This window comes from Frankia sp. AiPa1 (assembly GCF_023243075.1).
Lineage (GTDB): Bacteria > Actinomycetota > Actinomycetes > Frankiales > Frankiaceae > Frankia.
The window spans coordinates 1-22,398 of sequence record NZ_JALKFZ020000157.1 but is presented as its reverse complement, the minus strand read 5'-3'; the positions used below and the strand labels follow the sequence as shown (position 1 = coordinate 22,398).

21 protein-coding genes and 1 pseudogene are annotated in these 22,398 nt (G+C 70.9%); 9 read left to right on the top strand and 13 right to left on the bottom strand.

The window, feature by feature from the left end:
• The 6 genes from MXD95_RS17855 to galU form a co-directional block, all read right to left on the bottom strand.
• Positions 1 to 658, bottom strand: a 658-nt coding sequence (locus MXD95_RS17855) for a SepX/GlpR family protein (protein ID WP_250641790.1), incomplete at its 3' end; no start/stop codon positions are given.
• Between the two features lie 486 nt (positions 659 to 1,144).
• Complete coding sequence (locus MXD95_RS17850; protein WP_250641792.1) at positions 1,145 to 1,777, bottom strand: GNAT family N-acetyltransferase; 633 nt, start codon at positions 1,775 to 1,777, stop codon at positions 1,145 to 1,147.
• Between the two features lie 14 nt (positions 1,778 to 1,791).
• The gene (locus MXD95_RS17845) at positions 1,792 to 2,409 is read right to left on the bottom strand and encodes a MogA/MoaB family molybdenum cofactor biosynthesis protein (protein WP_250641789.1); all 618 of its coding nucleotides are present in this window, start codon (positions 2,407 to 2,409) and stop codon (positions 1,792 to 1,794) included.
• Positions 2,409 to 3,026 carry a cyclic pyranopterin monophosphate synthase MoaC gene (gene moaC, locus MXD95_RS17840; protein WP_250641788.1) on the bottom strand — a complete coding sequence of 206 codons (618 nt, stop codon included), beginning with the start codon at positions 3,024 to 3,026 and terminating at the stop codon, positions 2,409 to 2,411. The genes MXD95_RS17845 and moaC overlap by 1 nt, the downstream gene beginning before the upstream one ends.
• On the bottom strand, positions 3,023 to 4,363 hold the full coding sequence (gene glp / locus MXD95_RS17835) for a molybdotransferase-like divisome protein Glp (protein ID WP_250641787.1): 1,341 nt from the start codon (positions 4,361 to 4,363) through the stop codon (positions 3,023 to 3,025). Before glp ends, moaC begins: the two co-directional genes overlap by 4 nt.
• 178 nt (positions 4,364 to 4,541) lie before the next feature.
• A complete protein-coding gene (galU, locus tag MXD95_RS17830; protein ID WP_250641786.1) occupies positions 4,542 to 5,471 on the bottom strand; it encodes a UTP--glucose-1-phosphate uridylyltransferase GalU in 930 nt (309 codons plus the stop codon).
• Positions 5,472 to 5,810: 339 nt separating this feature from the next.
• Here galU and MXD95_RS17825 point away from each other — a divergent pair, with 339 nt between their 5' ends.
• Both MXD95_RS17825 and MXD95_RS29700 read left to right on the top strand, forming a co-directional pair.
• The gene (locus MXD95_RS17825; RefSeq protein WP_250641785.1) at positions 5,811 to 6,548 is read left to right on the top strand and encodes a 5-formyltetrahydrofolate cyclo-ligase; all 738 of its coding nucleotides are present in this window, start codon (positions 5,811 to 5,813) and stop codon (positions 6,546 to 6,548) included.
• A gap of 44 nt (positions 6,549 to 6,592) precedes the next feature.
• Positions 6,593 to 6,685, top strand: a pseudogene (locus MXD95_RS29700) (FmdB family zinc ribbon protein); the annotation flags it as partial.
• 62 nt (positions 6,686 to 6,747) lie between these two features.
• Here the strand turns inward: MXD95_RS29700 and MXD95_RS29695 are convergent.
• Both MXD95_RS29695 and MXD95_RS17815 read right to left on the bottom strand, forming a co-directional pair.
• Positions 6,748 to 6,939 carry a hypothetical protein gene (locus MXD95_RS29695; RefSeq protein ID WP_250641784.1) on the bottom strand — a complete coding sequence of 64 codons (192 nt, stop codon included), beginning with the start codon at positions 6,937 to 6,939 and terminating at the stop codon, positions 6,748 to 6,750.
• Positions 6,940 to 7,659: 720 nt separating this feature from the next.
• Positions 7,660 to 7,890, bottom strand: coding sequence for a hypothetical protein (locus MXD95_RS17815; RefSeq protein ID WP_250641791.1), 231 nt, complete (start codon positions 7,888 to 7,890; stop codon positions 7,660 to 7,662).
• Positions 7,891 to 7,966: 76 nt separating this feature from the next.
• Between MXD95_RS17815 and MXD95_RS17810 the strand changes: the two genes are divergently transcribed.
• Together MXD95_RS17810 and MXD95_RS17805 are read left to right on the top strand one after the other, a co-directional pair.
• On the top strand, positions 7,967 to 8,254 hold the full coding sequence (locus MXD95_RS17810) for a hypothetical protein (RefSeq protein ID WP_250641783.1): 288 nt from the start codon (positions 7,967 to 7,969) through the stop codon (positions 8,252 to 8,254).
• Between the two features lie 397 nt (positions 8,255 to 8,651).
• Positions 8,652 to 8,798, top strand: a complete 147-nt coding sequence (locus tag MXD95_RS17805) for a hypothetical protein (protein WP_250641782.1) — start codon at positions 8,652 to 8,654, stop codon at positions 8,796 to 8,798.
• Positions 8,799 to 9,021: 223 nt separating this feature from the next.
• Here MXD95_RS17805 and MXD95_RS17800 read toward each other — a convergent pair whose 3' ends face one another.
• A complete protein-coding gene (locus MXD95_RS17800) occupies positions 9,022 to 9,660 on the bottom strand; it encodes an alpha/beta fold hydrolase (RefSeq protein WP_250641781.1) in 639 nt (212 codons plus the stop codon).
• Between the two features lie 574 nt (positions 9,661 to 10,234).
• Between MXD95_RS17800 and MXD95_RS17795 the strand changes: the two genes are divergently transcribed.
• From MXD95_RS17795 to MXD95_RS17780, 4 genes are all read left to right on the top strand, one after another.
• The gene (locus MXD95_RS17795) at positions 10,235 to 10,984 is read left to right on the top strand and encodes a GntR family transcriptional regulator (RefSeq protein WP_250641780.1); all 750 of its coding nucleotides are present in this window, start codon (positions 10,235 to 10,237) and stop codon (positions 10,982 to 10,984) included.
• A gap of 67 nt (positions 10,985 to 11,051) precedes the next feature.
• On the top strand, positions 11,052 to 11,918 hold the full coding sequence (gene biuH, locus MXD95_RS17790; protein ID WP_250641779.1) for a biuret amidohydrolase: 867 nt from the start codon (positions 11,052 to 11,054) through the stop codon (positions 11,916 to 11,918).
• 16 nt (positions 11,919 to 11,934) lie between these two features.
• Positions 11,935 to 14,442 carry an allophanate hydrolase gene (locus tag MXD95_RS17785; RefSeq protein ID WP_250641778.1) on the top strand — a complete coding sequence of 836 codons (2,508 nt, stop codon included), beginning with the start codon at positions 11,935 to 11,937 and terminating at the stop codon, positions 14,440 to 14,442.
• 35 nt (positions 14,443 to 14,477) lie between these two features.
• Entirely contained in the window at positions 14,478 to 14,759 is a 282-nt protein-coding gene (locus tag MXD95_RS17780; protein ID WP_250641777.1) for a metal-sensitive transcriptional regulator, read from the top strand.
• A 110-nt stretch (positions 14,760 to 14,869) separates the two neighbouring features.
• Here the strand turns inward: MXD95_RS17780 and MXD95_RS17775 are convergent, their stop codons facing one another.
• Entirely contained in the window at positions 14,870 to 15,508 is a 639-nt protein-coding gene (locus MXD95_RS17775; protein ID WP_250641776.1) for a MarR family winged helix-turn-helix transcriptional regulator, read from the bottom strand.
• 238 nt (positions 15,509 to 15,746) lie between these two features.
• Here MXD95_RS17775 and MXD95_RS17770 point away from each other — a divergent pair, with 238 nt between their 5' ends.
• Positions 15,747 to 16,412, top strand: a complete 666-nt coding sequence (locus tag MXD95_RS17770) for an alpha-ketoglutarate-dependent dioxygenase AlkB (RefSeq protein ID WP_250641775.1) — start codon at positions 15,747 to 15,749, stop codon at positions 16,410 to 16,412.
• 39 nt (positions 16,413 to 16,451) lie between these two features.
• Here MXD95_RS17770 and MXD95_RS17765 read toward each other — a convergent pair whose 3' ends face one another.
• The 3 genes from MXD95_RS17765 to MXD95_RS17755 form a co-directional block, all read right to left on the bottom strand.
• Positions 16,452 to 18,092, bottom strand: coding sequence for a serine/threonine protein kinase (locus tag MXD95_RS17765; RefSeq protein ID WP_250641774.1), 1,641 nt, complete (start codon positions 18,090 to 18,092; stop codon positions 16,452 to 16,454).
• Between the two features lie 472 nt (positions 18,093 to 18,564).
• Positions 18,565 to 19,203, bottom strand: a complete 639-nt coding sequence (locus tag MXD95_RS17760; protein ID WP_250641773.1) for a response regulator — start codon at positions 19,201 to 19,203, stop codon at positions 18,565 to 18,567.
• Between the two features lie 136 nt (positions 19,204 to 19,339).
• Positions 19,340 to 22,398: ATP-binding protein (locus MXD95_RS17755; protein ID WP_250641772.1), on the bottom strand; the 3,059-nt coding region annotated here is incomplete at its 5' end.

The following is a 22,398-nucleotide window of genomic DNA, read 5'->3' as shown; positions in this document are numbered from 1 at the left end:
GGGCGGGGGGGGGGGGGGGGGGGGGGGGGGGGGGGGGTGGGGGGGGGGGGGGGGGGGGGGGGGCGGCGCGGGGGCCCCCCGAGGGGGAGGCGCCGGGCTCCGGGCGACCTTCGGCCGAGGACACCGCGGAGCCTGGGAACTCCTCGGATTCCGTCCGCGCCGTCCGGGCCGGACGGGCAGTGGGATCCGGGAGATCCTCATCCATTTCCGCGAGGGTGTCGAATTCGACGCCCACCTCGAATTCGACGTCCGCGTGGATTCCGGCCCGGTCGTCAACCGGGCCGGTGCGGGCCGCGACGAAACGGTCAGGCGCATCCGTCGAGTCGGCGTGAGGCATGGCCGCTCCTTCCACCACGTCCAGGCTTCGGTACTCCAGGTTCCGCCGGCCCTGGTCCCGCGGACCCAGGTTCTGAGCGCCCACGTTCTGAGCGCCCACGTTCTGAGCGCCTAGGCGCGGATGCGCGTCCGGGCCGGCATCGGCCAGATCCTCGTCATTGAGCGGGCCCGGGGCGGACGGACGGCGAGAGAGAACCCGCATCGCGACCGTGAACCGCTCCGAGGAACGCTGCTCGGAGAGCGTGTCGTGCCGGCGCAGCCACATGGGGATCAGCACGAAGCCCCAGACCGCCACGATCGCGACCCAGATCAGCGCGCTCACCGGAGCATCACCACCCGGCCGGCCGGCCGGACCGTGCCGGACGCGACAGGCGCAGCGGGTGCGGCGGTGCTGACCATGCGGAGCCTCATCTCGACACCAGCGGATTGCGATTTCGTGGTTGAACGCTAGTGAGCGAAATCCACGTGGTCACCGACCCGAACCCCGCGTGTCGCATCCGCAATCCGATGGGACCCCATCGTCGAGGCATGGTCGAACCCACCGAGTGAACCATGGAAGATCATAACGAAACATGCGGAAGCACTCGCGTAAAGCGCGAGACGCCGGGTGGACGCTGCGAATCGACTCGGGCGTGAGTGCCAGAACAACAGGGGGTGACCGGACCCGGCGTGGGTCAGGATGACGACATCCACCGCACCCCGGAAGTGGAACTCGTCACCCCACTTCGGCCTCACCCGCATGTGGGCCCCCGGCCACGCGGCGGCCCCCCGAGGTGGGGGGCGGACGTCACATCGGGGGATGGCCGGGTCATCGACCGTGCTGCTGGCTCTCCCGCCATCGCCCGGTCAGGCCCCCGGGAACGTCCTCGGTGGTCAGCGCGAATCCGATGTGGTCCCGGTAGTGGCCGTCGATGGCGAGATAGCGCCGGTGCAGGCCCTCCTCGCGGAAGCCGAGCTTGGCGAGCACCCGCCGGCTCGCCGCGTTCTCCGGGCGCACGTTCGCCTCGACCCGATGCAGGCCGACCGGCCCGAAACAGTGGTCGACGATCAGCGCGAGGGCGGTGGGCGTGATGCCCCGACCGGCGTATTCACGGTCCACCCAGTAACCGATCTGCGCGCTGTTGAAGGCGCCGCGCATGATCGGGGCGACGGTTACCTGGCCGACGAGACGACCCGAGACGACCATCGCGAACGGCAACGCCACACCAACTCGGGCCTGCTGGCGCAGGCGGTGCCACATCTGCCGGTAGACGGCGACGGTCTGGCGCTGCGGCCAGGTCGCCCGGACCATCATCGGCCCGGGCGGGCTCGCCTCCCACGGCGCCAGCCAGTCGGCGTTGCGCAGCCGCACCTCGACCCAGATGGACGCGTCCCGCAACCGCAACGGCCGGACGACGACCGACCCCTCGGCCAGGACGGCCGGCCACCCCGGTGCCCGCACCATGGCACCGCCCTTCAGCCGACCGGCCCGGCGGCACGCCGGTCAGGCTGGTCAGGCTGGTCAGGCTGGACCGGCTGGACCGGGCCACCACGGCGGTGCCGGCCGGGAACGTGATCACCGTGGGCATGATCGTCTTGGTCGTTCAGCTGGGAGACCGCGTGCACGACGACGTCGGCGAGCACGCCAAGGCCATCGCGGACCCCGCCGGTGGAACCGGGCAGATTCACCACCAGCGTGTTGCCCGCTGTACCGGCGAGCCCGCGGGAGAGCATGGCCGCCGCCACCGTGGCCCGCCCGGCCGCGCGCAGCGCCTCGGCGATCCCGGGGACCGTGCGCTCGAGCACCGCGGCGGTCGCCTCCGGCGTGACGTCGCGGGCGCCGAGCCCGGTGCCGCCGGTGGTGACGACCAGCTCGACGCCGTCGGACACCGCCTCGCGCAGCACGGTCTCGATGCGGTCCCGTTCATCGGGGACGATCGTGGCCGGCGCGACCACGAAGCCGAGCTCGGCGAGCCCGCTGACGAGCAGCGGCCCGGACCGGTCCGGGTAGACCCCTTGATACGCACGGTCGGACACGGTCACCACCCGTGCCCGGGCCCCGGCCGGAAGCCGGCTTCCCCCGCCCGTCGCCATCACCGCACCGTCCCGGCCGCCCCACCCGGACCACCCGGACCACCCGGAAGGGCGCGATCGACGGTGGGATCCGAGTCCTCAGCCTGTCCCTCGGCCTGACCCGACCCCGGCGCGAGGCCCGGACCGCGGGAGAGACGGCTGGGGTCCGCCTGCCAGTCACCGGTGCGCCCGCCGGTCTTCGACAGCACTCGCACCCCGGTCAGCTCGGCGCCGGGATCAACCGCCTTGACCATGTCGTGCAGGGTCAGCCCGGCGACGGTGACGGCGGTCAGCGCCTCCATCTCCACCCCGGTCCGGTCGGCGGTGCGCACGGTCGCGACGATCTCCACTCCGTCATCGCGGACGGTGAGCTCGACCGTCACCCCCGACAAGGAGATCGGATGGCACAGCGGGACGAGATCCGGGGTGCGCTTCGCACCCATGATCCCGGCGATCCGCGCGGTGCCCAGCGCGTCGCCCTTGGCCACCCCCGGGCCACGCAGCAGCGCGACCACCTGCGGGGCGACCAGCAGGGTGCCGGTGGCGACCGCCACGCGCGCGCTCACGTCCTTCGCCGAGACGTCGACCATGTGGGCCGCACCGTGCTCGTCGACGTGGGTGAGGCGGGGTCCCGTCATCGGTCGGTGGGCAGCGGGCGGAGGGTCTGCGCGCCTGTCTCGTCCGGATCCGTCCAGCCCATGCCGGAGAGAATGGTCCGGGAACCTTCGCCGAGCAACAACGCCGTGAGCCTCGACCCGGCCGCCACCTCGGTGACATCCTCGGGCACGACCAGCAGCGCCTGCGCCTCGGCCAGCGAACTGAGCTGGTGGGAGCCCTGTCCGCCAGTGGGATGGGCAACCAGCTCGGCACCGGGCTGCCCAGGTTGCCCGGGTTGCGAGCCGGGGCTGTCCAAGCGCACCCGCACGTAGCCGCGCCGGCCGGGCGTGGAGCGCAGCGCCGTGCCGACGGTGACCTCGACGGTCGGCAGGCCGGCGGCCGGCAGGCCGCGCATGCGCGTCAGTGCCGGTCGGACGAACAGGTCGAACGACACCAGCGCACTCACCGGATTGCCGGGCAGTGTGAACACCGGAATGCCCTCGACGAGCCCGAACCCCTGGGGACGGCCGGGCTGCATCGCGACCTGATCGAACCGGATGGTGCCGGCGCCGGTCAGCACCTCCTTGACCACGTCATACGCGCCGACGCTCACCCCTCCGGTCGTCACCACCGCGTCGACCTGGGACAGCACGTCGTGAAAGGACTTGGCGAAGGCGTCGGCGTCATCCGGCACGCCGCCGATCCGAACCACGAGCGCTCCGCACTCGCGGGCCGCGGCGGCGATGGCGTGGCTGTTGGAGTCGACGATCTGGCCGGGCCGGGGCGGCGAGCCGACCTCGACCAGTTCGCTGCCGGTGGACAGCACGGCTACCCGCGGCCGCGGATGCACCGGCGGTCGGGCCACGTTCACGGCGGCGAGCAGCCCGATCCGCGCCGAGCCGAGGACCGTCCCGGCGGACAGGACGAGCGCACCGGGCTTGACGTCGTCGCCCACCCGGCGGATGTGCAGGCCACGGCGCGGCGCCTGGCGCACGGCGACCTCGGTGCCGCCCTCGGTCGGATGGCCGCCGTCGGTCCACTCGAGCTGGACGATGGCGTCCGCGCCGGCCGGCAGCGGCGCACCGGTCATGATCCGGGCCGCGGCACCGGGCCGAAGTGGCGCGGGCACGCCCGGCCCGGCCGGGATGTCGGCCTCGACCGCAAGTGTGGCGGGAGCGTCCTCGCTGGCCTCGGCGACGTCGGCGGCACGCACGGCGTAGCCGTCCATCGCCGAGTTGTCGAAACCGGGCACGGCGACCGTCGCCCGCACGTTGGCGGCGAGCACGCAGCCATGGGCGTGCTCCAGCCCCACCCGCCGAGGCCTGGTCGGCCTGACCTCCGCCAGGATTCGCGCCGTGTGCTCATCTACCGTCGTCATCAACGTCCGCCCCCGTCTGCACGACCGGAATCCCCCGGTGGGACCGACTGCCCGCGGCGCCCACGGATCGCGCGCCGGAAGGTTCCGGGAGCGTTCCCGGCCCAGGAGTAGGCCGTCAAGGTTCAGCTGAATGCAATCAGCCTTGTCGGGAAGATGACAAGTGGATGAAAGCCCGTAATCAGGACAGCCCGTCCTTGGGACCACCGGCGGCCACGTACTCCTCGATCCACGGATAGAGTTCCGGACCGAGATCGGCCCGCTCGCAGGCCAGCCGGATGATGGCCTTCAGGTAGTCGATCCGGTCGCCGGTGTCATAACGACGGCCGGTGAACACCACGCCATGGACGGGCGCGGCAGCCGGATCCTCCTGCGCGCGTCGAGCCAGGGTGCGCAGCGCGTCGGTGATCTGGATCTCCCCGCCGCGGCCGGGCGGGGTCTCGCGCAGCACGTCGAAGATCTCCGGCGCGAGGACGTAGCGGCCGATGATCGCCAGATTGCTCGGCGCCTCCTCGACCGGCGGCTTCTCCACCAGGTCCTCGATGCGCACGATGCCGTAACGGTCGTCCGGCCCGCTGGGCACGGACCGCACCGTCGCGACCCCGTACATCGAGACCTGCGCGCGCGGGACCTCCATCAACGCGATGACGCTGCCGCCGAAACGGGCCTGCACGGTGAGCATCTCGGCGAGCAGCGGATCACGCTCGTCGATGAGGTCATCGCCGAGCAGGACGGCGAACGGCTCCTGCCCGACATGCGCGGCCGCACACAGCACCGCGTGGCCGAGCCCCCGCGGCGACTGCTGGCGCACCGAATGCACCTCGGCGAGTTCCGCCGAGGCCCGTACCCGGCGCAGCCGGGTCTCGTCGCCCTTACGTTCGAGCGCCACCTCGATCTCGGTCTCGCGGTCGAAATGGTCCTCGATGGCCCTTTTGCTCCGACTAGTGACCAGCAGGACATCGCGCAGTCCGACGCGCGAGGCCTCCTCAACGACGTATTCGATGGCCGGCCGGTCAACCACCGGCAGCATCTCCTTGGGCACCGCCTTCGTCGCCGGGAGGAAGCGGGTCCCCAGACCCGCGGCCGGAATTACCGCCTTCGTCACTGGCATGGACAGACCTTAGCCGGGCCGCCGTTCACCGGCACCGCCGTGGCCACCGCTCTTACTCAATGCACAGCTCAGCGTGATCCAGCCCTGGACGTTTCGCGCCGATCCGGCCTCATCGCACCATGGGCGTCCGGTAGCGGAGCGCCTGCGACACCCATCCCGCACCCCCCTGTTCCCACCGGTCGAACCACCGACACACGGCTCGGATGCGTGACGAATCGATCTGTGATGTGGCAAACACCGTCGCCGCCTACCGACGATCATCCGGGCCTTGGCCCGGCCTTCCGCGCTTCGGCGGCACCGGGGTCGCCCCGGCATGGCCGCCTGCGGGAGGCTGCATCCGTGCAGGACGGACAGGGCTCCACGCGGATCGACCGGGCCAAACAGCGGCTACGCGCAAGGCTGCTGGCCCAGCGCCGGGCCCAGCTGGCCGTGGGACTCGGACAGCGGTCGGTCCCGGAGGCGGCCGACACGACCAGGCCCGCCATGGGGCCGGCCAGTCCGACAGAACCCGCAGCGGCAGCGTTCTGGCCGACAGGGGGTGCGGCAGGAGCGGGGGCCGGGCTGGCCACCCGGCTGCTCGCACTGCCGGAGGTGAGCGGGGCACACTGTGTGGCCGCCTATGTGGCTCTGCCCGGCGAGCCCGAGCTCGGCGACCTGCTCGCCCGGCTGCGCCGCGCCGGTACGAGGGTCCTGCTGCCGGTCCTGCGCGCCGATCTCGACCTGGAATTCCGCGAGTACGTCGGCACGCTCGTCCCGGGGGCGCTGGGCACCCGGGAACCGCCGGCCGCCGCACCCGCCGACGACCTCGGCACGGCGGACGCGGTGATCGTCCCCGCGCTGGCCGTCGACCGGCACGGGCGGCGACTTGGCCGGGGCGGCGGTTCCTACGACCGGGCGCTCGTCCGGGTGGCGCCGACCGCAGTGGTGATCGCCGTGATCCACGACCAGGAACTGCTCGATCATGTGCCGACAGCGCCCCATGACCGGGGGGTCGACATCGTCGTCACGCCGCGTCGCACCCTGCGCTGCGGGCCGGGTGGCTCGACCCGGGAACATCCGAGGCCGCCCACAGGCTAAAGTTGGCAGTCGCCACTTCTGAGTGCCAACTCTGGGAGGAGTTCGTGCCTACCTACCAGTACCGCTGTACCGACTGCGGTCGCGACCTCGAGGTCGTGCAGAGCTTCAGCGACGCGTCACTGACCGAATGCCCGACGTGCGCCGGACGACTTCGGAAAGTGTTCGGTTCGGTGGGCGTGGTGTTCAAGGGCAGCGGTTTCTATAAGAACGACAGCCGCTCGAGCTCCTCGGGCGGGGCCGTCGCGCGGCCGAAGGACACCGCCGGCGAGTCGACGAGCTCCAGCTCGAACACCACCACCAGCACCAGCGACGCGTCCTCGTCGTCGTCGTCGGACACCTCGTCGTCCAGCGTGTCCGCGGGCAGTGGCGCGGCCAGCTCGACCTCGAGCACGGCGGCCGCCTGAGCCACCGGCCCGGTTCGGCAGATCAACCCGGCTGACCCACAACCGGCTGTCGCTGCCGGCTCGGTCATGCCTCGATGTCGGCTGCCTTCGAAGGCGCCCGGTGTCCTGACACCGGGCGCCTTCGACGTTTCCGGGGCCTCCTGCGCCTCGGGGCCTGATCATTACCCCAGCCATCGCCCGAACGGGTCAGTGCACCGCGCACAGACACAGTCCTTGCCACCCGGCCTCACGGCGCCAATTTTCCGGAGCGCCGCCCTTCATCCGGATGGTCGAGGGGCCTCGCCCGTCCGGTCCGCACTGGCATCCGGGCAGTACCAACCCAGGCGCTGGCCTCCGCACCGCCTGGGGGCGCCACGGCACTGGCCCGGGCGGGCACTGGCGCCCGACACAGGCCCAGGCAGCACGGACCTGAAGCGCACCGCACCAGACCGGACAACTCCGGTCCAGGCACGCACCCGCGGGCAGCACCAGCCCCGGGGGCAGGAGTCCGGACAGCACGGATCATCCAGGGGATGCCGGCCGCTCCATCCGGATGGGGAGCAGCCTGCCATTCGCCCGAGGTCGGGAGAATGCACCAACCGGAGCGTTTCATCCCGATCGCGCAGATTTTGCTGCGTCGATGAGAGTTCCGCTCTCAGACGTACCGGCACGCGGACGGGCATGCGGATCCAGCCGACCCGCCGCGCCGCCGTCACCAGGCAGGATGCCTACTGTTTGCGCCTTCGATAGTGCTCCACGATCCAGGCGTCTACCTCTCGCTTGCGCCAAACCCGAGTACCTTTGGCACCGCTGCCGGTCGGCGCGTTGATGACCTGCAAGGGCGCCGGAAACCTGGCGTCCTTGCGTGTCCAGTAGTCCACCGCCTGGCGCGTGATCTTGAGTTGGAACGCGATGTCCCCGATGCCGACCAACTGCTCACCGTCGTCCACACGGAACATCGTAACCACTTTGCTCTTCCTCAAGAACCTCGCTAGGGTCTAATTTGCTGTCCAGCAAATTAAGGAGGAGGAAACCATGCCCCCCACCCCACGGCGAGCCGACGAGGTCGGCGCCCTGTTAGACCGCGACGAGGAGTACGACCAGGACCCGGTCGGAGATCCGCCGATCACGGTCGGGCGGTATCGCGCCGCCATCCGCGCAGCACTGGCCACCCGGTCTCCGGAGCCCGGGATTGTGGCCGCCGCATGGTCTCAACGTGAGGCGGACGCCTTCCTGGCGGGCAGCAGAGCCGCTCTGCGGCTGGTCGTCGAGGTGCTCGGGCACGCGCTCAGCTCACCGCCGCCCGCGCGTGGTGGCGACTGACCGACTGCGGCACAGCGCATCCGCCCGCCCGTGCCGGCGCCGCGCAGGCGGCGCCCGGATGCCTTGGCGCCGCGTACCCCGGAAGGCCACGCATCGGTGTCCGACCCGGACGCATCCGGTGCAGGCCGTGCCATCCCCGGCGGCCCCGTCCAGCGATGCCGGGCACGGTGGTGTCCCTTGCGGGACGCCCATTGCACACGTGTCCGATTGCCGACAGGCTGGACCGCGGATCCGGTTCACGGACACCCGGTTCACCGTTACCGGGCTCGTTGACGGTTCACCCGCTAGTGGTTCATCACACCGGTTCACGGTGCGCTGTTCCCAGCAGGATGCGACGCACCACTGGGCCCGGCAGAGCCGCCGTACCCATGCCACCCAAGGGGGAGAGAGGACGAGCGTGACAACACCCCGTGACGACTGGTTCGACGACGAACGCGGCGACGATCGAGAGATCGGATGGGGGGACGAGTCATTGTCCGAGGGCGAGGACTCCGACATCGACCGACTGCTGGATGATCTGCCGCCACACCACCTGGACCGCTGACCCGGAGCAGGCACCGCGAGCGGCCGAGTGGGTACCGGGAATTCCATCTTGCTTACGTTCCGAGATATTCGAGCTAATCGTCATCGGATGGCGAAGCAGCTGCGCTGCGGCCGGACGGCGGTCCAGCACGCATCATGGTGGAATTCCGTACTCTGATCGCGGGTACGTCGTTCTGCGCCCGGCCGCCGGCCGGATTCATCCGGTGAATCCGGCCGGCGGCGGCTCAGCCTCGATGTACGGAGGCCAGCAGGTGGGCGAAGGCCGCCGGCGCCTGCAGATGGACGGCATGCCCACAGCCCGGAACGACCTGGACGGGCAGTCCCCATCGCTCCCGCAGAACGGCTGCGGCGCGATGGCGTACCGGGGGCGAGTCCGCGCCGACGGTGATGATCGTCGGACTGGTCCGATCGGGCCGTGGTCCCGGCTCGAACTCCAGGAACATCGCCAGGTCCCGCTCGACGGCGCCAGGATCCGCCGGCGCGTCCCCCGGCACCCAGGACGGACCGTAAAGCGCGCGGGCGAACGCCGCGACACCACCGGCGGCATAGGCGTCCGCGACCGGCGCGAGCAGACCGGGCAGCAGGGATCCGACCGCCGGTTCGTGCAGCACCGCGCCGGCCAGCGGCGCCCCGGCGGCGAGCAGCGCCAGGCCCAGCGTCGCCCCACCGCTGACCCCGCCGTAGACGGCGCCGTCAACCAGCGGGCGCAGCGCCGTCAGTTCCGCCGACAGACTGCCGCTGGACGGCCGATCCGGCGCGCACACCTGCCGCCCGGGCAGCTCCCGGAGCACCCGGCGCCAGATCGCCCCGGTCGTCGCCGTCCCGTGCACCAGCACCAGCGGCGGCGTCGGAACGAGGTCCACCGTTCCCGGCTGGACCACACAGGCAGTCCACTCACCCGCGTGGTCACCTTGACCCAGACGAGCGGGCCCCGCCGCCCGAGCAGCCCGATCCACCCGAGCGGGCCCCTCCCCTCGACCGGGCTGGTCCGCCTGATCGGGCTGGTCCGTCCAGTCGGCGTGGTTCACCTCGCCAGCATGGTCCGTCCGGGCGATACCGCCTGGTGATCCATCCAGCGCCATCGCGGCCCTCCATCCCGACGTCACCCGACCACCGAGGCGCAGCCCCGGGCAACCCCGGTGCCGACCGCCCGGCCGCTCCGGCCATCTCGCCGGTTCCGGTAGGCCGGTTAACGCGGCCGCAATGACCGCCAGGTGAACGTAACAATTGACCCGTTGATGGGAAACGCATTAATCCCTTACCGTCCCCATCATGTACACGCTCCTGTATACAGGTCAGTATGCAACACGGCAGGAAAGCCCGCCACGGCCACCGCCGGATGCCGCCGGGCGCGCGTCCCCCCGTCTCCGTCGCCGGACGAGCGCCGTGCGCAGGCGGGCGGCACGCCGTGAATGCCGATGGCGGATGCTCGGCGGTATGACTCCGACGCCGTCCACGAGGCCCGCGTCCACCGGGCCTGCCATCACCAGGCCCGCCACGGGCAACCTTCGCGACCATGCCTATGTCGCGCTACGTAGTCGGCTGATGTCCGGGGAGTTCTCCTTCCGCGACCGCCTCACCGAGGAACGGCTTGCCGCCCTACTCGGCGTGTCACGTACACCGATCCGTGAGGCGCTGACCAGGCTGGCCGGCGACGGGCTGGTGGAGAAGCGCCCGGACGGTGGCTACTACCCGGCCGAACCCGACCTCGGTGGCCTGCGCGACCTGTACGAGATCCGAGTCACCCTCGAGCTGCGGGGGCTGGTGCGGGCAGTGGAGACGGGCACGGTCCACGACCCGGCTCTGCTCGAGCCGTTGCGGGACTCCTGGCGGGCGCTGCGGGAGGATCCGCCGCCACCCGATCCGGACTTCGTGGCGTTCGACGAGGATTTCCACATCACCCTCAGCCGAGCGTCCGGCAATGGCGAACTGGCGAATCTGCTGGACTCGGTGAACGCCCGGATCCGCCCGGTCCGCATGCACGACTTCGTCACCGCGGACCGCGTCCACCTGACGATCAGTCAGCACCTCGACATCGTCGAAAAGGTGCTGACTGGTGATCTCGAAAGCAGCATCGTCGCGCTGCGGCGACACGTCGGCGAGTCGATGGATGTCGTCGAGAAGCGCGCAGCCCGGGCGATCACCCAGATGGCGCTGCGCCGGGGCCGCCCGTCCGGGCGGTCCTGACCCGGTCAATCCCAGCAGGATAGATCAACGTCGGCCCGCCCGAGGAGGTCGGCCGAGGAGGAGCGTCATGACCACCGCCACGTCTACGTCCGCCGGCGCTGTGACCGCCACCGACACTGTGACCCCAGCGGGGCAGGCCCGCCCCGCCGTGACCTCGGGACCGCCGCTGCCAGAACCCGGCCGCCTCGCCGCGGCCGGGGCACTGCGGATCGGCCCGGTCAACGCCGCTCCGTATGCCTGGCCCTACGACGGCTCGTTCAGTCCGGCAACGACGGCCGTCATCAACATCGACTGGCAGGTCGACTTCTGCGGACCGGGCGGCTACGTGGACGCGATGGGCTACGACCTCTCGCTGACCCGCGCCGGCCTCGCCCCGACGGCGAAGCTGTTGGCGCTGTTGCGGCCGCTTGGCTTTCTCCTCGTGCACACCCGGGAAGGCCATCGCCCGGACCTGGCTGACTGCCCGCCCAACAAATTGTGGCGGTCAAAGCAGATCGGTGCCGGCATCGGCGATCGTGGCCCACGCGGGCGGATCCTCACCCGCGGCGAACCAGGTTGGGAGATCGTGCCCGAGGTCGCGCCCCTTCCGGGCGAGATCGTGATCGACAAGCCGGGCAAGGGCTCGTTCTACGCGACAGACCTGGAGCTGGTCCTGCGCCGGCACGGCATCACCCACATCATCCTCACCGGCATCACGACAGACGTCTGCGTACACACGACGATGCGCGACGCCAACGACCGTGGGTACGAGTGTCTGTTGCTCTCGGACTGCACCGGTGCGACGGATCCGAGCAACCACGCCGCAGCCCTGCGCATGGTCACCATGCAGGGCGGTGTGTTCGGCGCGGTGGCGGACTCGGGGGCGGTACGCGCCGCGGTCACTACTGCGGTCTCGGCCTCAGCCTCGGCTGCCGCCCTGCCCGCGGTCGGCTGACCCCTGCCGCGGCGCCATGACCAACATCCCCTCCTCCGTGCCCCGGACCCACCCGGCACGGACCATCCAGCCCGCCCGGACCACCCCGCCAGCCCGCCACGATCTGCAGGCGGCGATACTGCGCGCCGGGTATCGAGCCGGCTCGCTACGAGTGTCTGAAGTGATCGCTGCCGTCTACGACCGGATCGAGGCGCGTGGTGACGATGCCGTGTGGATCTCGACGGTGCCGCGGCAGCAGGCGATGGCGCGCGCAGCGGCACTGGACGCCCAGCGCGATGCCCTGTTCGGGCCGCCCCTGACCCGATCGACGCCGCGGCCGAGGCCGCGTGCGGGCTCCGACGGGGCATCATCCGGCGAGTCCTGGCCCGATCGGACCCGGCCCGACGGGGACCGACCGGCTGCGGACACGAACCTCGAGCTACCCCCCCTGTTCGGACTGCCCTTTGCCGTGAAGGACAACATCGACGTCGCCGGACTACCGACGACGGCCGGCTGCCCAGCGTTCGCCTTCACTCCGACCGAGGATGCCCCGGCGGTGGCCGCGCTGCTCGCCGCCGGCGCGGTCTGTCTAGGCAAGACGAACCTGGACCAGTTCGCGACCGGCCTGTCCGGCACACGGTCCCCCTACGGCACACCGGTCTCGCCGTTCGACCCGACGATGATCGCCGGCGGCTCCAGTTCCGGATCCGGCGTCGCCGTGGCCACCGGACTTGTGACCTTCGCGATCGGCACCGACACCGCCGGTTCGGGCCGGGTACCAGCGGCCCTGTCCAACGTCGTCGGGATCAAACCGTCCCGAGGCCTGGTCAGTACTCGTGGCCTGACACCTGCCTGCCGCTCGTTGGACTGTCTGAGTGTGTTTGCCCTCAGCGTGGCAGACGCCCGCCTCGCCCTGTCGGTGATGGCCGGTTTCGACCCGGCAGATCCGTACTCGAGGCGGCTTCCCGCCGTGCCGTCGAGCACCGACCGGTCCACAACCGCGGTCTCGCCCCCGACCGCCTCCGCCCAGCCGGGCGGCATGGCCCACCCGGACGGCACGGCCCACCCGGACGGCACGGCCCACGCGAGCGGCTCGGCCCAGCCGGGCGGCACGGCATCGGCGGGCAGCCCGGTGGCGCGGTCCACCCGGGCCCTGCGGGCTGCCGTGGCCCGACCGGAGGATCTGGCCTTCTTCGGCGACGATGGTGCCCGTGCGGTGCACGACCTTGGATGTGCGCTGCTCCGTGCGCTCGGCATGCAGGTGACCCCGATCGATCTCGAGCCGTTCCTCGCCGCGGGCCGTCTGCTGTACGAGGGTCCATGGCTGGCCGAACGGTTCGCCTCGGTGGGTGAGTTCGTCCTGGCCCGGCCGGAGGAGGTGGATCCCACCGTCCGGGCGGTGCTCGAACCCGGCGCGACGATCACCGGTGCCGAGGTCCACCGCGGGCTCACCCGGCTGCGGGCACTGCGCCGGCAGGTGGAGCAGCTCTGGCAGGACCTCGACGTGCTGGTGGTACCGACGGTGCCCACCAGCTATCCGGTCGACTCGGTGCTGGCCGACCCGATCGGACTGAACAGCAGGCTGGGCCGATATACCACCTTCACGAACCTGCTCGACCTGGCTGCCGTCGCGGTCCCCGTCGGTTTCTCCGCTGGGCTCCCGCACGGGGTGACGCTCATGGCGCCCGCGGGGCAGGACGCCTTTCTGGCCGACCTCGCCGCCCGTCTGCACGCCCGAACCGGACTGCCTGCCGGGGCAACCGGCCATCCGCTGGCCCCCTCTGACCAGACGACCGCCCATCCTGATCACAGCTCGGCCGCCCGGACGGGCGAGGCCACCACCTGGCCGGGTCACGCCGTCCCCGCACCGGCACATCCCAGCGCCCGAACGGGGTCCCCGGCCGACCTCGGTCGAGGCTCGGCCGGACTGACGCCGGGCTTCCTCGACCTGGCGGTCGTCGGTGCGCACATGACCGGCCTACCGCTCAACGGCGAGCTGACTCGGATCGGCGCGGTGCCGGTACGACGTGACCGGACACTGCCGAACTACCGCCTGTACGCGCTGGCGGGCGGGCCCCCGCAACGGCCGGGCCTGCTGCGGGTCGCCGACCGCACGACAGCCGACCCCAGTGCGGCAGCCGACCGGGCGGCATCTGACCTTGGGGCAGTCGGCGGCTCGGCAGCCCGCAGCTCGGCAGTCGGCAGCTCGGCAGTCGGCGGTTCGGCCACCGGGGCGGCAACCAGCAGTTCGGCGATCAGCGGCGGAGCCGCGATCGACGTCGAGGTGTGGCGCCTACCGGTGCAGGTCGTCGGGAGCTTCCTGCTCGGCGTCCCGTCCCCCCTGTCGATCGGGACCGTCGAGCTCGCCGGTGGTCCAACCCTCGGCTTCCTCTGCGAGTCCGCGGCAGTCGAGGGCGCCGAGGACATCACGGCGCTGGGCGGCTGGCGTGCCTACCTTGCCTCCACCGACACCTCGGACGGTGCCCCCGAGGATGCCTCCACCATCCCCACCGATCCGCGCCCGACGTCCACGGACGTACCGTAGGGGGGTACCGGTCGGGGTGGGGGAGGGCGCGGCGGATGCACGGTTACACCAACTCCAAGGACGAGTACACCGCACGCCTGCGGCGGATCGAGGGCCAGGTTCGAGGCCTGCAGCGAATGATCGCCGAGGACAAGTACTGCATCGACATCCTCACCCAGGTCTCGGCGGCAACCCGCGCCCTGCAGTCGGTTGCCCTCGGCCTGCTGGAGGACCATCTCGCACACTGCGTCGCCGATGCCGCCGCGGAGGGCGGGCCCGTGGCCGACGAGAAGTTGCGCGAGGCCTCCGCGGCGATCGCCCGTCTGATCAGGTCCTGATCTCCTGATCTCCTGATCTCCCGGCGTCCCGCCGGCGCTCGCCCGGCGCGCACAGCACCGGACCCGCGCCGGCCGCCGTCACGCAGGCCGAGCACGGCGCGCCCAGACGCCTACCGGGCAGCGTCGCCGCGGTCGACCAGTGCCTCGACCAGATTCGTCAGCGCCGGCAGGGCTGCGAAGATCGCGGCGCGGTCCTGATCGTCGAGGCGCCCGAGCGCGGAGCCGAGGCGTCGCTCGTGCGCGCGCTGCCAGCCGCCGAGCGCCGCCGCCCCGGACGGCGTCAGCCGTACGAGGGCAGCCCGGCGGTCGGCCGGGTCGCGCTCCCGGTGCAGGTAGCCGACGTCGGCCAGGTGCTGCACGAGCGTCGAGACGCTGTTGGGTGCCAACCGCAGCAGACTGGCCAGCTCTCCGACCCGAGTGCCGTCCCGTTCGGCCAGGCACTGCAGCAGTTCGACCTGTGCCATGGGCAACGACTCCCAGGCGTACTCGGTCCGAATACTCGCGCGCAGCACCCGTCGCAGCCGGGCCACCACCTCGGTGAGCAGGCGTACGTCCCGCTCGGCGACGATCGGCGCGTTCCCCCGCACACCCGCCGGGTCGTCCGGCCTGGCCGAGGCATCGAGCGCGGCCACCGTCTCCCCCGGACTGGTCGGTCCGACCGGAGTGGCCGTACCTGCCAGGTTGGGCAGAACCACCCGGCCGTCCGCCACCTTCGGCGCAGACGAGGACTCGACGTGACTGTTGCTCATCGTGCCCGCGGCACACCGGTCGTGGCGGCCGCGCCGGGCTCAGGGCACCGTGATGCTCTGCTGCGCATCTTGACATCCATTCCGTGACCATCCCCGGGTCCGGTCATTTCCATGCTGGTCCCTTGGATCAGGCAGGTTACCCGCGATCCGGCTGGCATGGCCGCCTTCGATCCGCGGCGGAACCTGCCATGACGACACCGATGTGCCGGGCCGGTGGCGCGCCGGTAACCTCGCAGGCGTGACGGACGGCGCGGCAGTCGATCCGGCGGCCAGCGGGGAGCGGCTCTGGCTGGACGACCGTTCCTGGGTCGATGTCACTCGCGGCTGGCTGGGCGGAGCCGACTCGCTGTACGAGGAGATGCGCACCGGCCTGCCCTGGCGGCAGGGAACCATGTGGCGCTACGAACGGACCGTCACCGCGCCACGCCTGAGTGCCTGGATTCCACGCGGCGGCCCAGTGCCGTTCCCCGCCCTGTTGGATGCCTACCGGACGCTGCGGCGCACCTACGGCGTCGACTTCGACGGATTCGGCCTTTCGATGTACCGGGACGGAAACGACGCGGTCGCTCTCCACCGCGACCGGGAGATGCGCTGGCTGGACGACACGATCATCGCCATTCTCACCCTCGGAGCCCGTCGGCCGTTTCTGGTGAAGTCCCGTCATCTGGCCCCCGGACGGCGGCTGCTCGCCGACCCGCTGGACCGCGGCGGGCAGGATCTGGCGCCCGCCAGCGGTGACCTGATCGTTCTCGGTGGCCGCGCGCAGGCAGACTGGTTACACGGCGTGCCCCGGGTGCCCGGTCACGTCAGCGGGCGCATCTCGGTGCAGTGGCGGTGGACGTCCCGCACCGGCCAGCCGGAGCGGGGACCCGGCTACGGCGCCGCCCGCCACTTCAGTCGCTGACGTCCGGCCGCCGCGGGGCAGGCCGAAGGGCGGGTGGCCTCAACGCCGACGACCGCCAGCATTCGACCGGACAACGGTGGCCATCGCCATCTCGGGGATGCCGAGCATCGACAAGGCTGGCGCCGCCACGACGAGCAGCGGTCCGGCAAGCAGCGGTGTTGTGGCTCGGGTCGAGAAGATCCGGCGCCACCAGCCACGCCGTCCGGATTCCCGCGACTCGGGCCGCGGCCGCGGCAGCGCCGCGACGCCTATCTCCAGGTGACTCCGCCCGGCCGCGCCAGAGCCGACCGCGCCATCGGCGGTGACCGGGCCATCGGCGGTGACCGGACCGTCGTGGCCGACCGGACCGCCACCATCGACCGGACTGCCAGCGACTACCGTGCCGTCGGAGGCCGCCGTGGAGTGGGCCTGTCTGGCTCCGCGCGAGTCGGCCGGGGCGATGCCGGGGCGGGTGGTGTCCGCGACCAGCGCGGCGGCATCCCGCGGGGAGGTGTCAGCCGCGTCCGGCCCCTCATCGGGCGCCGTCCGAGCCGTGGGACCATGCCCACCCCGGCGGTCAGGGGCGTGCGGTCCCCCTGAGACGTCCGGCCCACCCGGGGCACCGAGGTCGATGACGGCAAGGTCGGTGACGGCAAGGTCGATGACGGCGGCCGTTGCCGTGCGCGCGGGAATCCGCACGGGCGCAGCCGACCCGACCCGCTGCGCCGGCACCTCGTCCGCAGGAGCGCGATCGGCTGGGACCCGCACGGTCGTCGCCGTGGGTTGACCTGGTACGGCCACCGTCGACTTAGGAAGGATCACCGTACGGTTCGCCGCCTCGGACTGTCCCGGCGGCGAATGCTCCGCCGGGAAGGCCTCGACGAGCTCCTCGAACAGCTCGCCAGCCGTGGGTCGGCGGCGAGAATCCTTGTACATCGCGGCGGCGACCAGCTCGCGAAGCTCTGGGGCGAGGGCCGACAGATCCGGCTCGGCATAGACCGCGCGTTGCAGCAGCGCCCGCCGCGGCCCGTCGCCGAAGGGCGGTCGACCGGTCGCCGCAAACAGCAGGACGCTACCCCAGGCAAAGACATCGGACTCGACCGTGGCCGATCGGCCGAGAATCTGTTCGGGGCTGAGGAAGGACGGCGTCCCGATGCCCCGACCGGATTCACCTGGACGATCGGCCGAAATGGTGTTCAGCACGCGCGCAAGGCCAAAATCAACCAGCCGCAGGCCCTGCTCGGAAAGAACCACGTTCGTGGGCTTCAAGTCCGCAAAGATGATGTTCTTCTGATGCAGTGTGGCGAGCGCGGCCGCCAGACCGAGCGCAAGCCGCGCCGTGTCGGCGGCGGACAACGGGCCCTCATGCTCGACGCTGGCGGCGAGGGTCGGCGCGTCGACGAACTCCACGACGACGTACGGCGGGCTCCCGGCGGTGTCGATGTCCAGAATCTGCGCAAGACAGAACAGGTCCAACTGGCGCAGGCGCTCGAGATCGGCCTGCAGGTGCCGATGGAACCGCGCGCCCCACCCAAGATCCTCGGCGATCATCTTGATCAGGGCCGCACGTCCGTCCCGGTTACGCCCGAGAAACACAGGGCCGCTCCCGGCATCGGCGACCTTTCGGTCAATCGCGTACGACCCGACCACATCCGGATCAATACCGTTGAGCCCATAGGGAGTGCGCCGGGCTATTGCCATACGACGAAACCTCCTACGACCGAACAAGCCGGCCGCGCACTCCCGGCACCGGATCTGCCTGACAAATCCATGTTATCGGCGCCCAGAGAAGGTCGGCCGCGCAACCAATTGGGGCATCCCCCCGGACCACACCCGACGCGATCACCGGAACAGTCCGATCCAGACTGTCCACGGTGGCCTCACACCCGGTTCGACACCAGCCAACCCACCACCGTCACCATTGGTAAGGAGGCAGAGACAGCAGGACGGTGTCAACGAGTCCGCCGCCGACCTCGGCCACCGGCCGGATGTGACCGACACCACCACCCAGGTGGACTGTCGGCCTTGTCACAGCACCCGAATGGGCGGGCCCGGGGGGATCCACTCCGGAACATCCAACGCACGACGAAGCTTCCGAGACACCCCACGACCGACAGCCGACAGCCGACAGCCGACAGACGGCCGCCAGCCGCCGGCCGCCGGCCGCCGGCCGTCAGGCGTTGGTGGAGCGAGCGAAGGGCTGCAGTCGCGCGACGAGGCCGCGGACCTCGGCACCGGCGGCTGCCAGCCGCTCATCCGCGGTCGCGTCCCCGCTGCCATCGAGCAGGACGTCAAGCGCGATGAGCCGCTCGGCGACCTCCGTCATCAGGTCGAAGTCCCGGACCCGCTGATGCGCGAGCTCCGAGAGCCGCTCGTTCTTTTCGAACAGTTCCACGAAGACGCTGACCTTGGCCCGCAGCAACCACGGGTCGAAGGGCTTCGCGATGTAGTCGACCGCGCCCACCGCGTACCCACGGAATGCATGGTGGGGTTCGCGGTCGATCGCCGTCAGAAAGATGATCGGCGTATCCCGGGTCCGGCCACGCTGCTTGATCCGGTGGGCAGTCTCAAATCCATCCATTCCGGGCATCTGGACATCGAGCAGGATGACCGCGAAGTCGTCGACGAGCAGGCGTTTGAGTGCCTCCTCACCGGATGATGCCGTCACCAGATCCTGGTCCAGCGAGGCGAGGATCGCCTCCAGCGCCATGAGATTGTCGGCGCGGTCGTCCACTAGAAGGATCTTGCTGCGGGGCCGCTCCGTGGTCGGCCCGCCTTCGCCGTCGACGAAACCGCCGGTCCGCTCGGTCACCCGCCTGCCTCCTCCTTCGCGGTCGCCCTGCCGGTCCGCGGTGGGTGTCGCCACCCCACCACCATCGCCGATTGCCTCCGCGACCAACGCACCGCCCCACCGATACACACCCGAATGGGCACCATACGCGATCTGATCAACACAGATGCGCGCGCATCACTCCGAGGAGGTGTTCGAGATCGACGGGCTTGGTGATGTAGTCGGACGCGCCGGCGGTGATGCTCTTTTCCCGGTCTCCGGGCATCGCCTTCGCGGTGAGCACCAGGATCGGCAGCTCGGCGAACGCGGACATGTCGCGGATCATCATCGTCGTCTCGTTGCCGTCCATACCGGGCAACATGACGTCCATGAGGACGAGATGCACCGGCCCGGTGTCCTGCTGCAGGGTGCGGATCGCATCGTGGCCGTTGTCCGCGTAGAGGACCCGCATCCCGTACATCTCCAAGGCGCTGGTCAGTGCGAAAACGTTGCGGACGTCGTCGTCGACGACGAGCACCGTGGTCCCCACGAGCGGGTCCCCTCCCTCGGCCGCACCGCTGGGCTCCCGGCCGCCAAGATCGGCCGGCTCGGTGAGGAACGGGGTGCCCGTCGCCGCCTCGCTCGGCCGCCACTTCGTGGTCTGGCCGACGTCGACCGCGACGCCACCGCCGGCACCGCTGCCGAACCCGCCGCCCGTCTCGGCACCGTTGGGGCCAGAGCCGTTGGGGCCAGAGCCGTTCGGGCTGGAGCCGTTCGGGCTGGAGCCGTCCGGACCCGCCCCGTCGCCGGAACGAGCCCCCGCTCCGGAACCAGGCGAGGACCACACGGTGCTCATGCCGTACCCGGCGCCGTCGTCAGCGGGGCTGGTGGCCGGGGCCTCCTCAGCGGGATCCCCGCCGGGCGGGCCGGTGGTGATCGCCGTCCGCTCGCCGCTGGCCAGCGCGGCAGGCAGCAGTTCGCCGGAGGCACGGGACGACGACCCGTCCGCCGTCCCGAGGATCATGAGGACGTCATCCGCCTCGCCGGGGGTGACTCCGAACGCGGGCATCTGTGCCAGCGGGGCCGCCGGCAGATAGAGCGTGAATGTGCTGCCGCGCCCGACCGCGCTGGCCACCGCGATCGAGCCGCCGAGCAGCCGGGAGATCTCCTTGCTGATGGACAGGCCGAGGCCGGTGCCGCCGTAGCGGCGCGAGGTCGTGCCGTCGGCCTGCTGGAACGCCTCGAAGATCATTCTTAGCTTCTCCGCGGCGATCCCGATGCCCGTGTCGGTGACCGCGAACGACAGCACGGCGCCGGCCGAACGCAGGTGGCTGGCCAGGTGCGGGGTGTTGGGGCTGGCCAGGGTCACATCGAGGCGGACGGTGCCACTGTCGGTGAACTTCACCGCGTTCGACAGCAGGTTCTTGAGCACCTGCTGCAGGCGCTGCTCGTCGGTGACGAACTCGTCCGGGACGTTGCTCGCGAGACTGACCTCGAACGCCAGGCCCTTCTCGTCCGCGACCGGACCGAAGACGGTGGCGACGGCGTCACACAGCGCCGCGGTACGCACGGTGGTGGCGTCGACGTCCATCTTGCCGGCCTCGACCTTCGACAGATCGAGAATGTCGTTGATCAGGCCGAGCAGCTCGGAGCCCGCGGAGTGGATCGTCTCCGCGAAGTCGATCTGCTTCTGGGAGAGGTTGCGGTCGGGGTTGTCGGCGAGCAGCTTGGCGAGGATGAGCAGGCTGTTGAGCGGGGTGCGCAGCTCGTGGCTCATGTTCGCCAGGAACTCGGTCTTGTACTGCGAGGACAGCGCGAGCTGCTCGGCCTTCTCCTCCAGGCCGATCCGGGCCAGCTCGATCTCGCGGTTCTTGTCCTCCAGCAGCGCCGCCTTCTCCTCCAGCTCGTTGTTCGTACGCTGCAGCTCCACCGACTGCGACCGCAGCTCCTGGGTGAGCCGCTGCGACTGCGCGAGCAGCTCCTCCGTCCGCGCGTTCGCCATGATCGTGTTGAGCACGACGCCGATGGTGTCGACCAGCTGGTCGACCAGGGTGAGGTGCAGCTCGGAGAACGGGGTGAACGACGCGAGCTCGATCACGCCGAGCACCTGGTTCTCGAACACGACCGGAACGACGACGAGATCGCACGGCGGCGCCTCACCGAGACCACTGCGGATATTGAGGTATCCGGCGGGGACGTGCTCGACCCGGATCCGGTTGCGCTCCAGCGCCGCCTGGCCGATCAGGCCCTCACCGAACAGGAACGTGCCATCGGAGCGCCGCCGCGGCACCGAGCCGTAGCCGGCGACGTAGCGCAGCTTGTCGCCCTCGATGAAGTCCAACAGGTAGACCGTGCCGTGCTGGGCGTCGACCGCCGGCGTCATCTCACTGATGATCATTTGGCAGACCGCGTACAGGTCGCGCTGACCCTGCATCTTGCCGCCGATACGGGCCAGGTTCGACTTCAGCCAGTCCTGCTGCGCGTTGACCTCCGTGGTCTCCCGCAGCCGCGCGATCATCTGGTTGATGTTTTCCTTGAGCTCGGAGACCTCACCCTCCGCCTCCACCGTGATGGACCGGGTCAGGTCACCCCGGGTGACGGCGGTGGAGACGTCGCCGATCGCGCGCAGCTGGATGGTCAGCGTGGTCGCGAGCTGGTTGACGTTGTCGGTCAGGTCCTTCCAGGTGCCGGCCACCCCGGCCACCGTCGCCTGACCGCCGAGCCGGCCCTCGACGCCGACCTCCCAGCCGACCCGCGTGATCTCGGCGGCGAACGAACCGAGCTGGTCCACCATCGTGTTGACGGTGTCCTTGAGCTCGGCGATCTCGCCCTGCGCCGACACGGTGATCTTCTGGGACAGGTCGCCGCGGGCGACCGCGGTCGTGACCAGGGCGATGTTGCGGACCTGGCTGGTCAGGTTGCCCGCCATCGAGTTCACCGACTCGGTCAGGTCCCGCCACACCCCCGACACGCCCCGCACATGTGCCTGCCCGCCCAGCGCCCCCTCGGTGCCGACCTCGCGGGCCACCCGGGTCACCTCGTCGGCGAACGAGGAGAGCTGGTCCACCATCGTGTTCAGGGTGTCCTTGAGCTCGAGGATCTCCCCCTGCGCGGTGACGGTGATCTTCTGGGAGAGGTCGCCGCGGGCGACCGCGGTGGCGACCAGGGCGATGTTGCGGACCTGGCTGGTCAGGTTGCCCGCCATCGAGTTCACCGACTCGGTCAGGTCCCGCCACA

Coding starts and splice junctions, on each gene's coding strand:
- MXD95_RS17845 (WP_250641789.1), bottom strand. CDS start 2,409: ATGGCGACGGGCGGGGGAAGCCGGCTTCCGGCCGGGGCCCGGGCACGG.
- MXD95_RS17815 (WP_250641791.1), bottom strand. CDS start 7,890: ATGTTCCGTGTGGACGACGGTGAGCAGTTGGTCGGCATCGGGGACATC.
- MXD95_RS17785 (WP_250641778.1), top strand. CDS start 11,935: ATGACCAACATCCCCTCCTCCGTGCCCCGGACCCACCCGGCACGGACC.
- moaC (WP_250641788.1), bottom strand. CDS start 3,026: ATGACGGGACCCCGCCTCACCCACGTCGACGAGCACGGTGCGGCCCAC.
- galU (WP_250641786.1), bottom strand. CDS start 5,471: ATGCCAGTGACGAAGGCGGTAATTCCGGCCGCGGGTCTGGGGACCCGC.
- MXD95_RS17775 (WP_250641776.1), bottom strand. CDS start 15,508: ATGAGCAACAGTCACGTCGAGTCCTCGTCTGCGCCGAAGGTGGCGGAC.
- MXD95_RS17795 (WP_250641780.1), top strand. CDS start 10,235: ATGACTCCGACGCCGTCCACGAGGCCCGCGTCCACCGGGCCTGCCATC.
- MXD95_RS17765 (WP_250641774.1), bottom strand. CDS start 18,092: ATGGCAATAGCCCGGCGCACTCCCTATGGGCTCAACGGTATTGATCCG.
- MXD95_RS17780 (WP_250641777.1), top strand. CDS start 14,478: ATGCACGGTTACACCAACTCCAAGGACGAGTACACCGCACGCCTGCGG.
- biuH (WP_250641779.1), top strand. CDS start 11,052: ATGACCACCGCCACGTCTACGTCCGCCGGCGCTGTGACCGCCACCGAC.
- MXD95_RS17810 (WP_250641783.1), top strand. CDS start 7,967: ATGCCCCCCACCCCACGGCGAGCCGACGAGGTCGGCGCCCTGTTAGAC.
- glp (WP_250641787.1), bottom strand. CDS start 4,363: ATGACGACGGTAGATGAGCACACGGCGCGAATCCTGGCGGAGGTCAGG.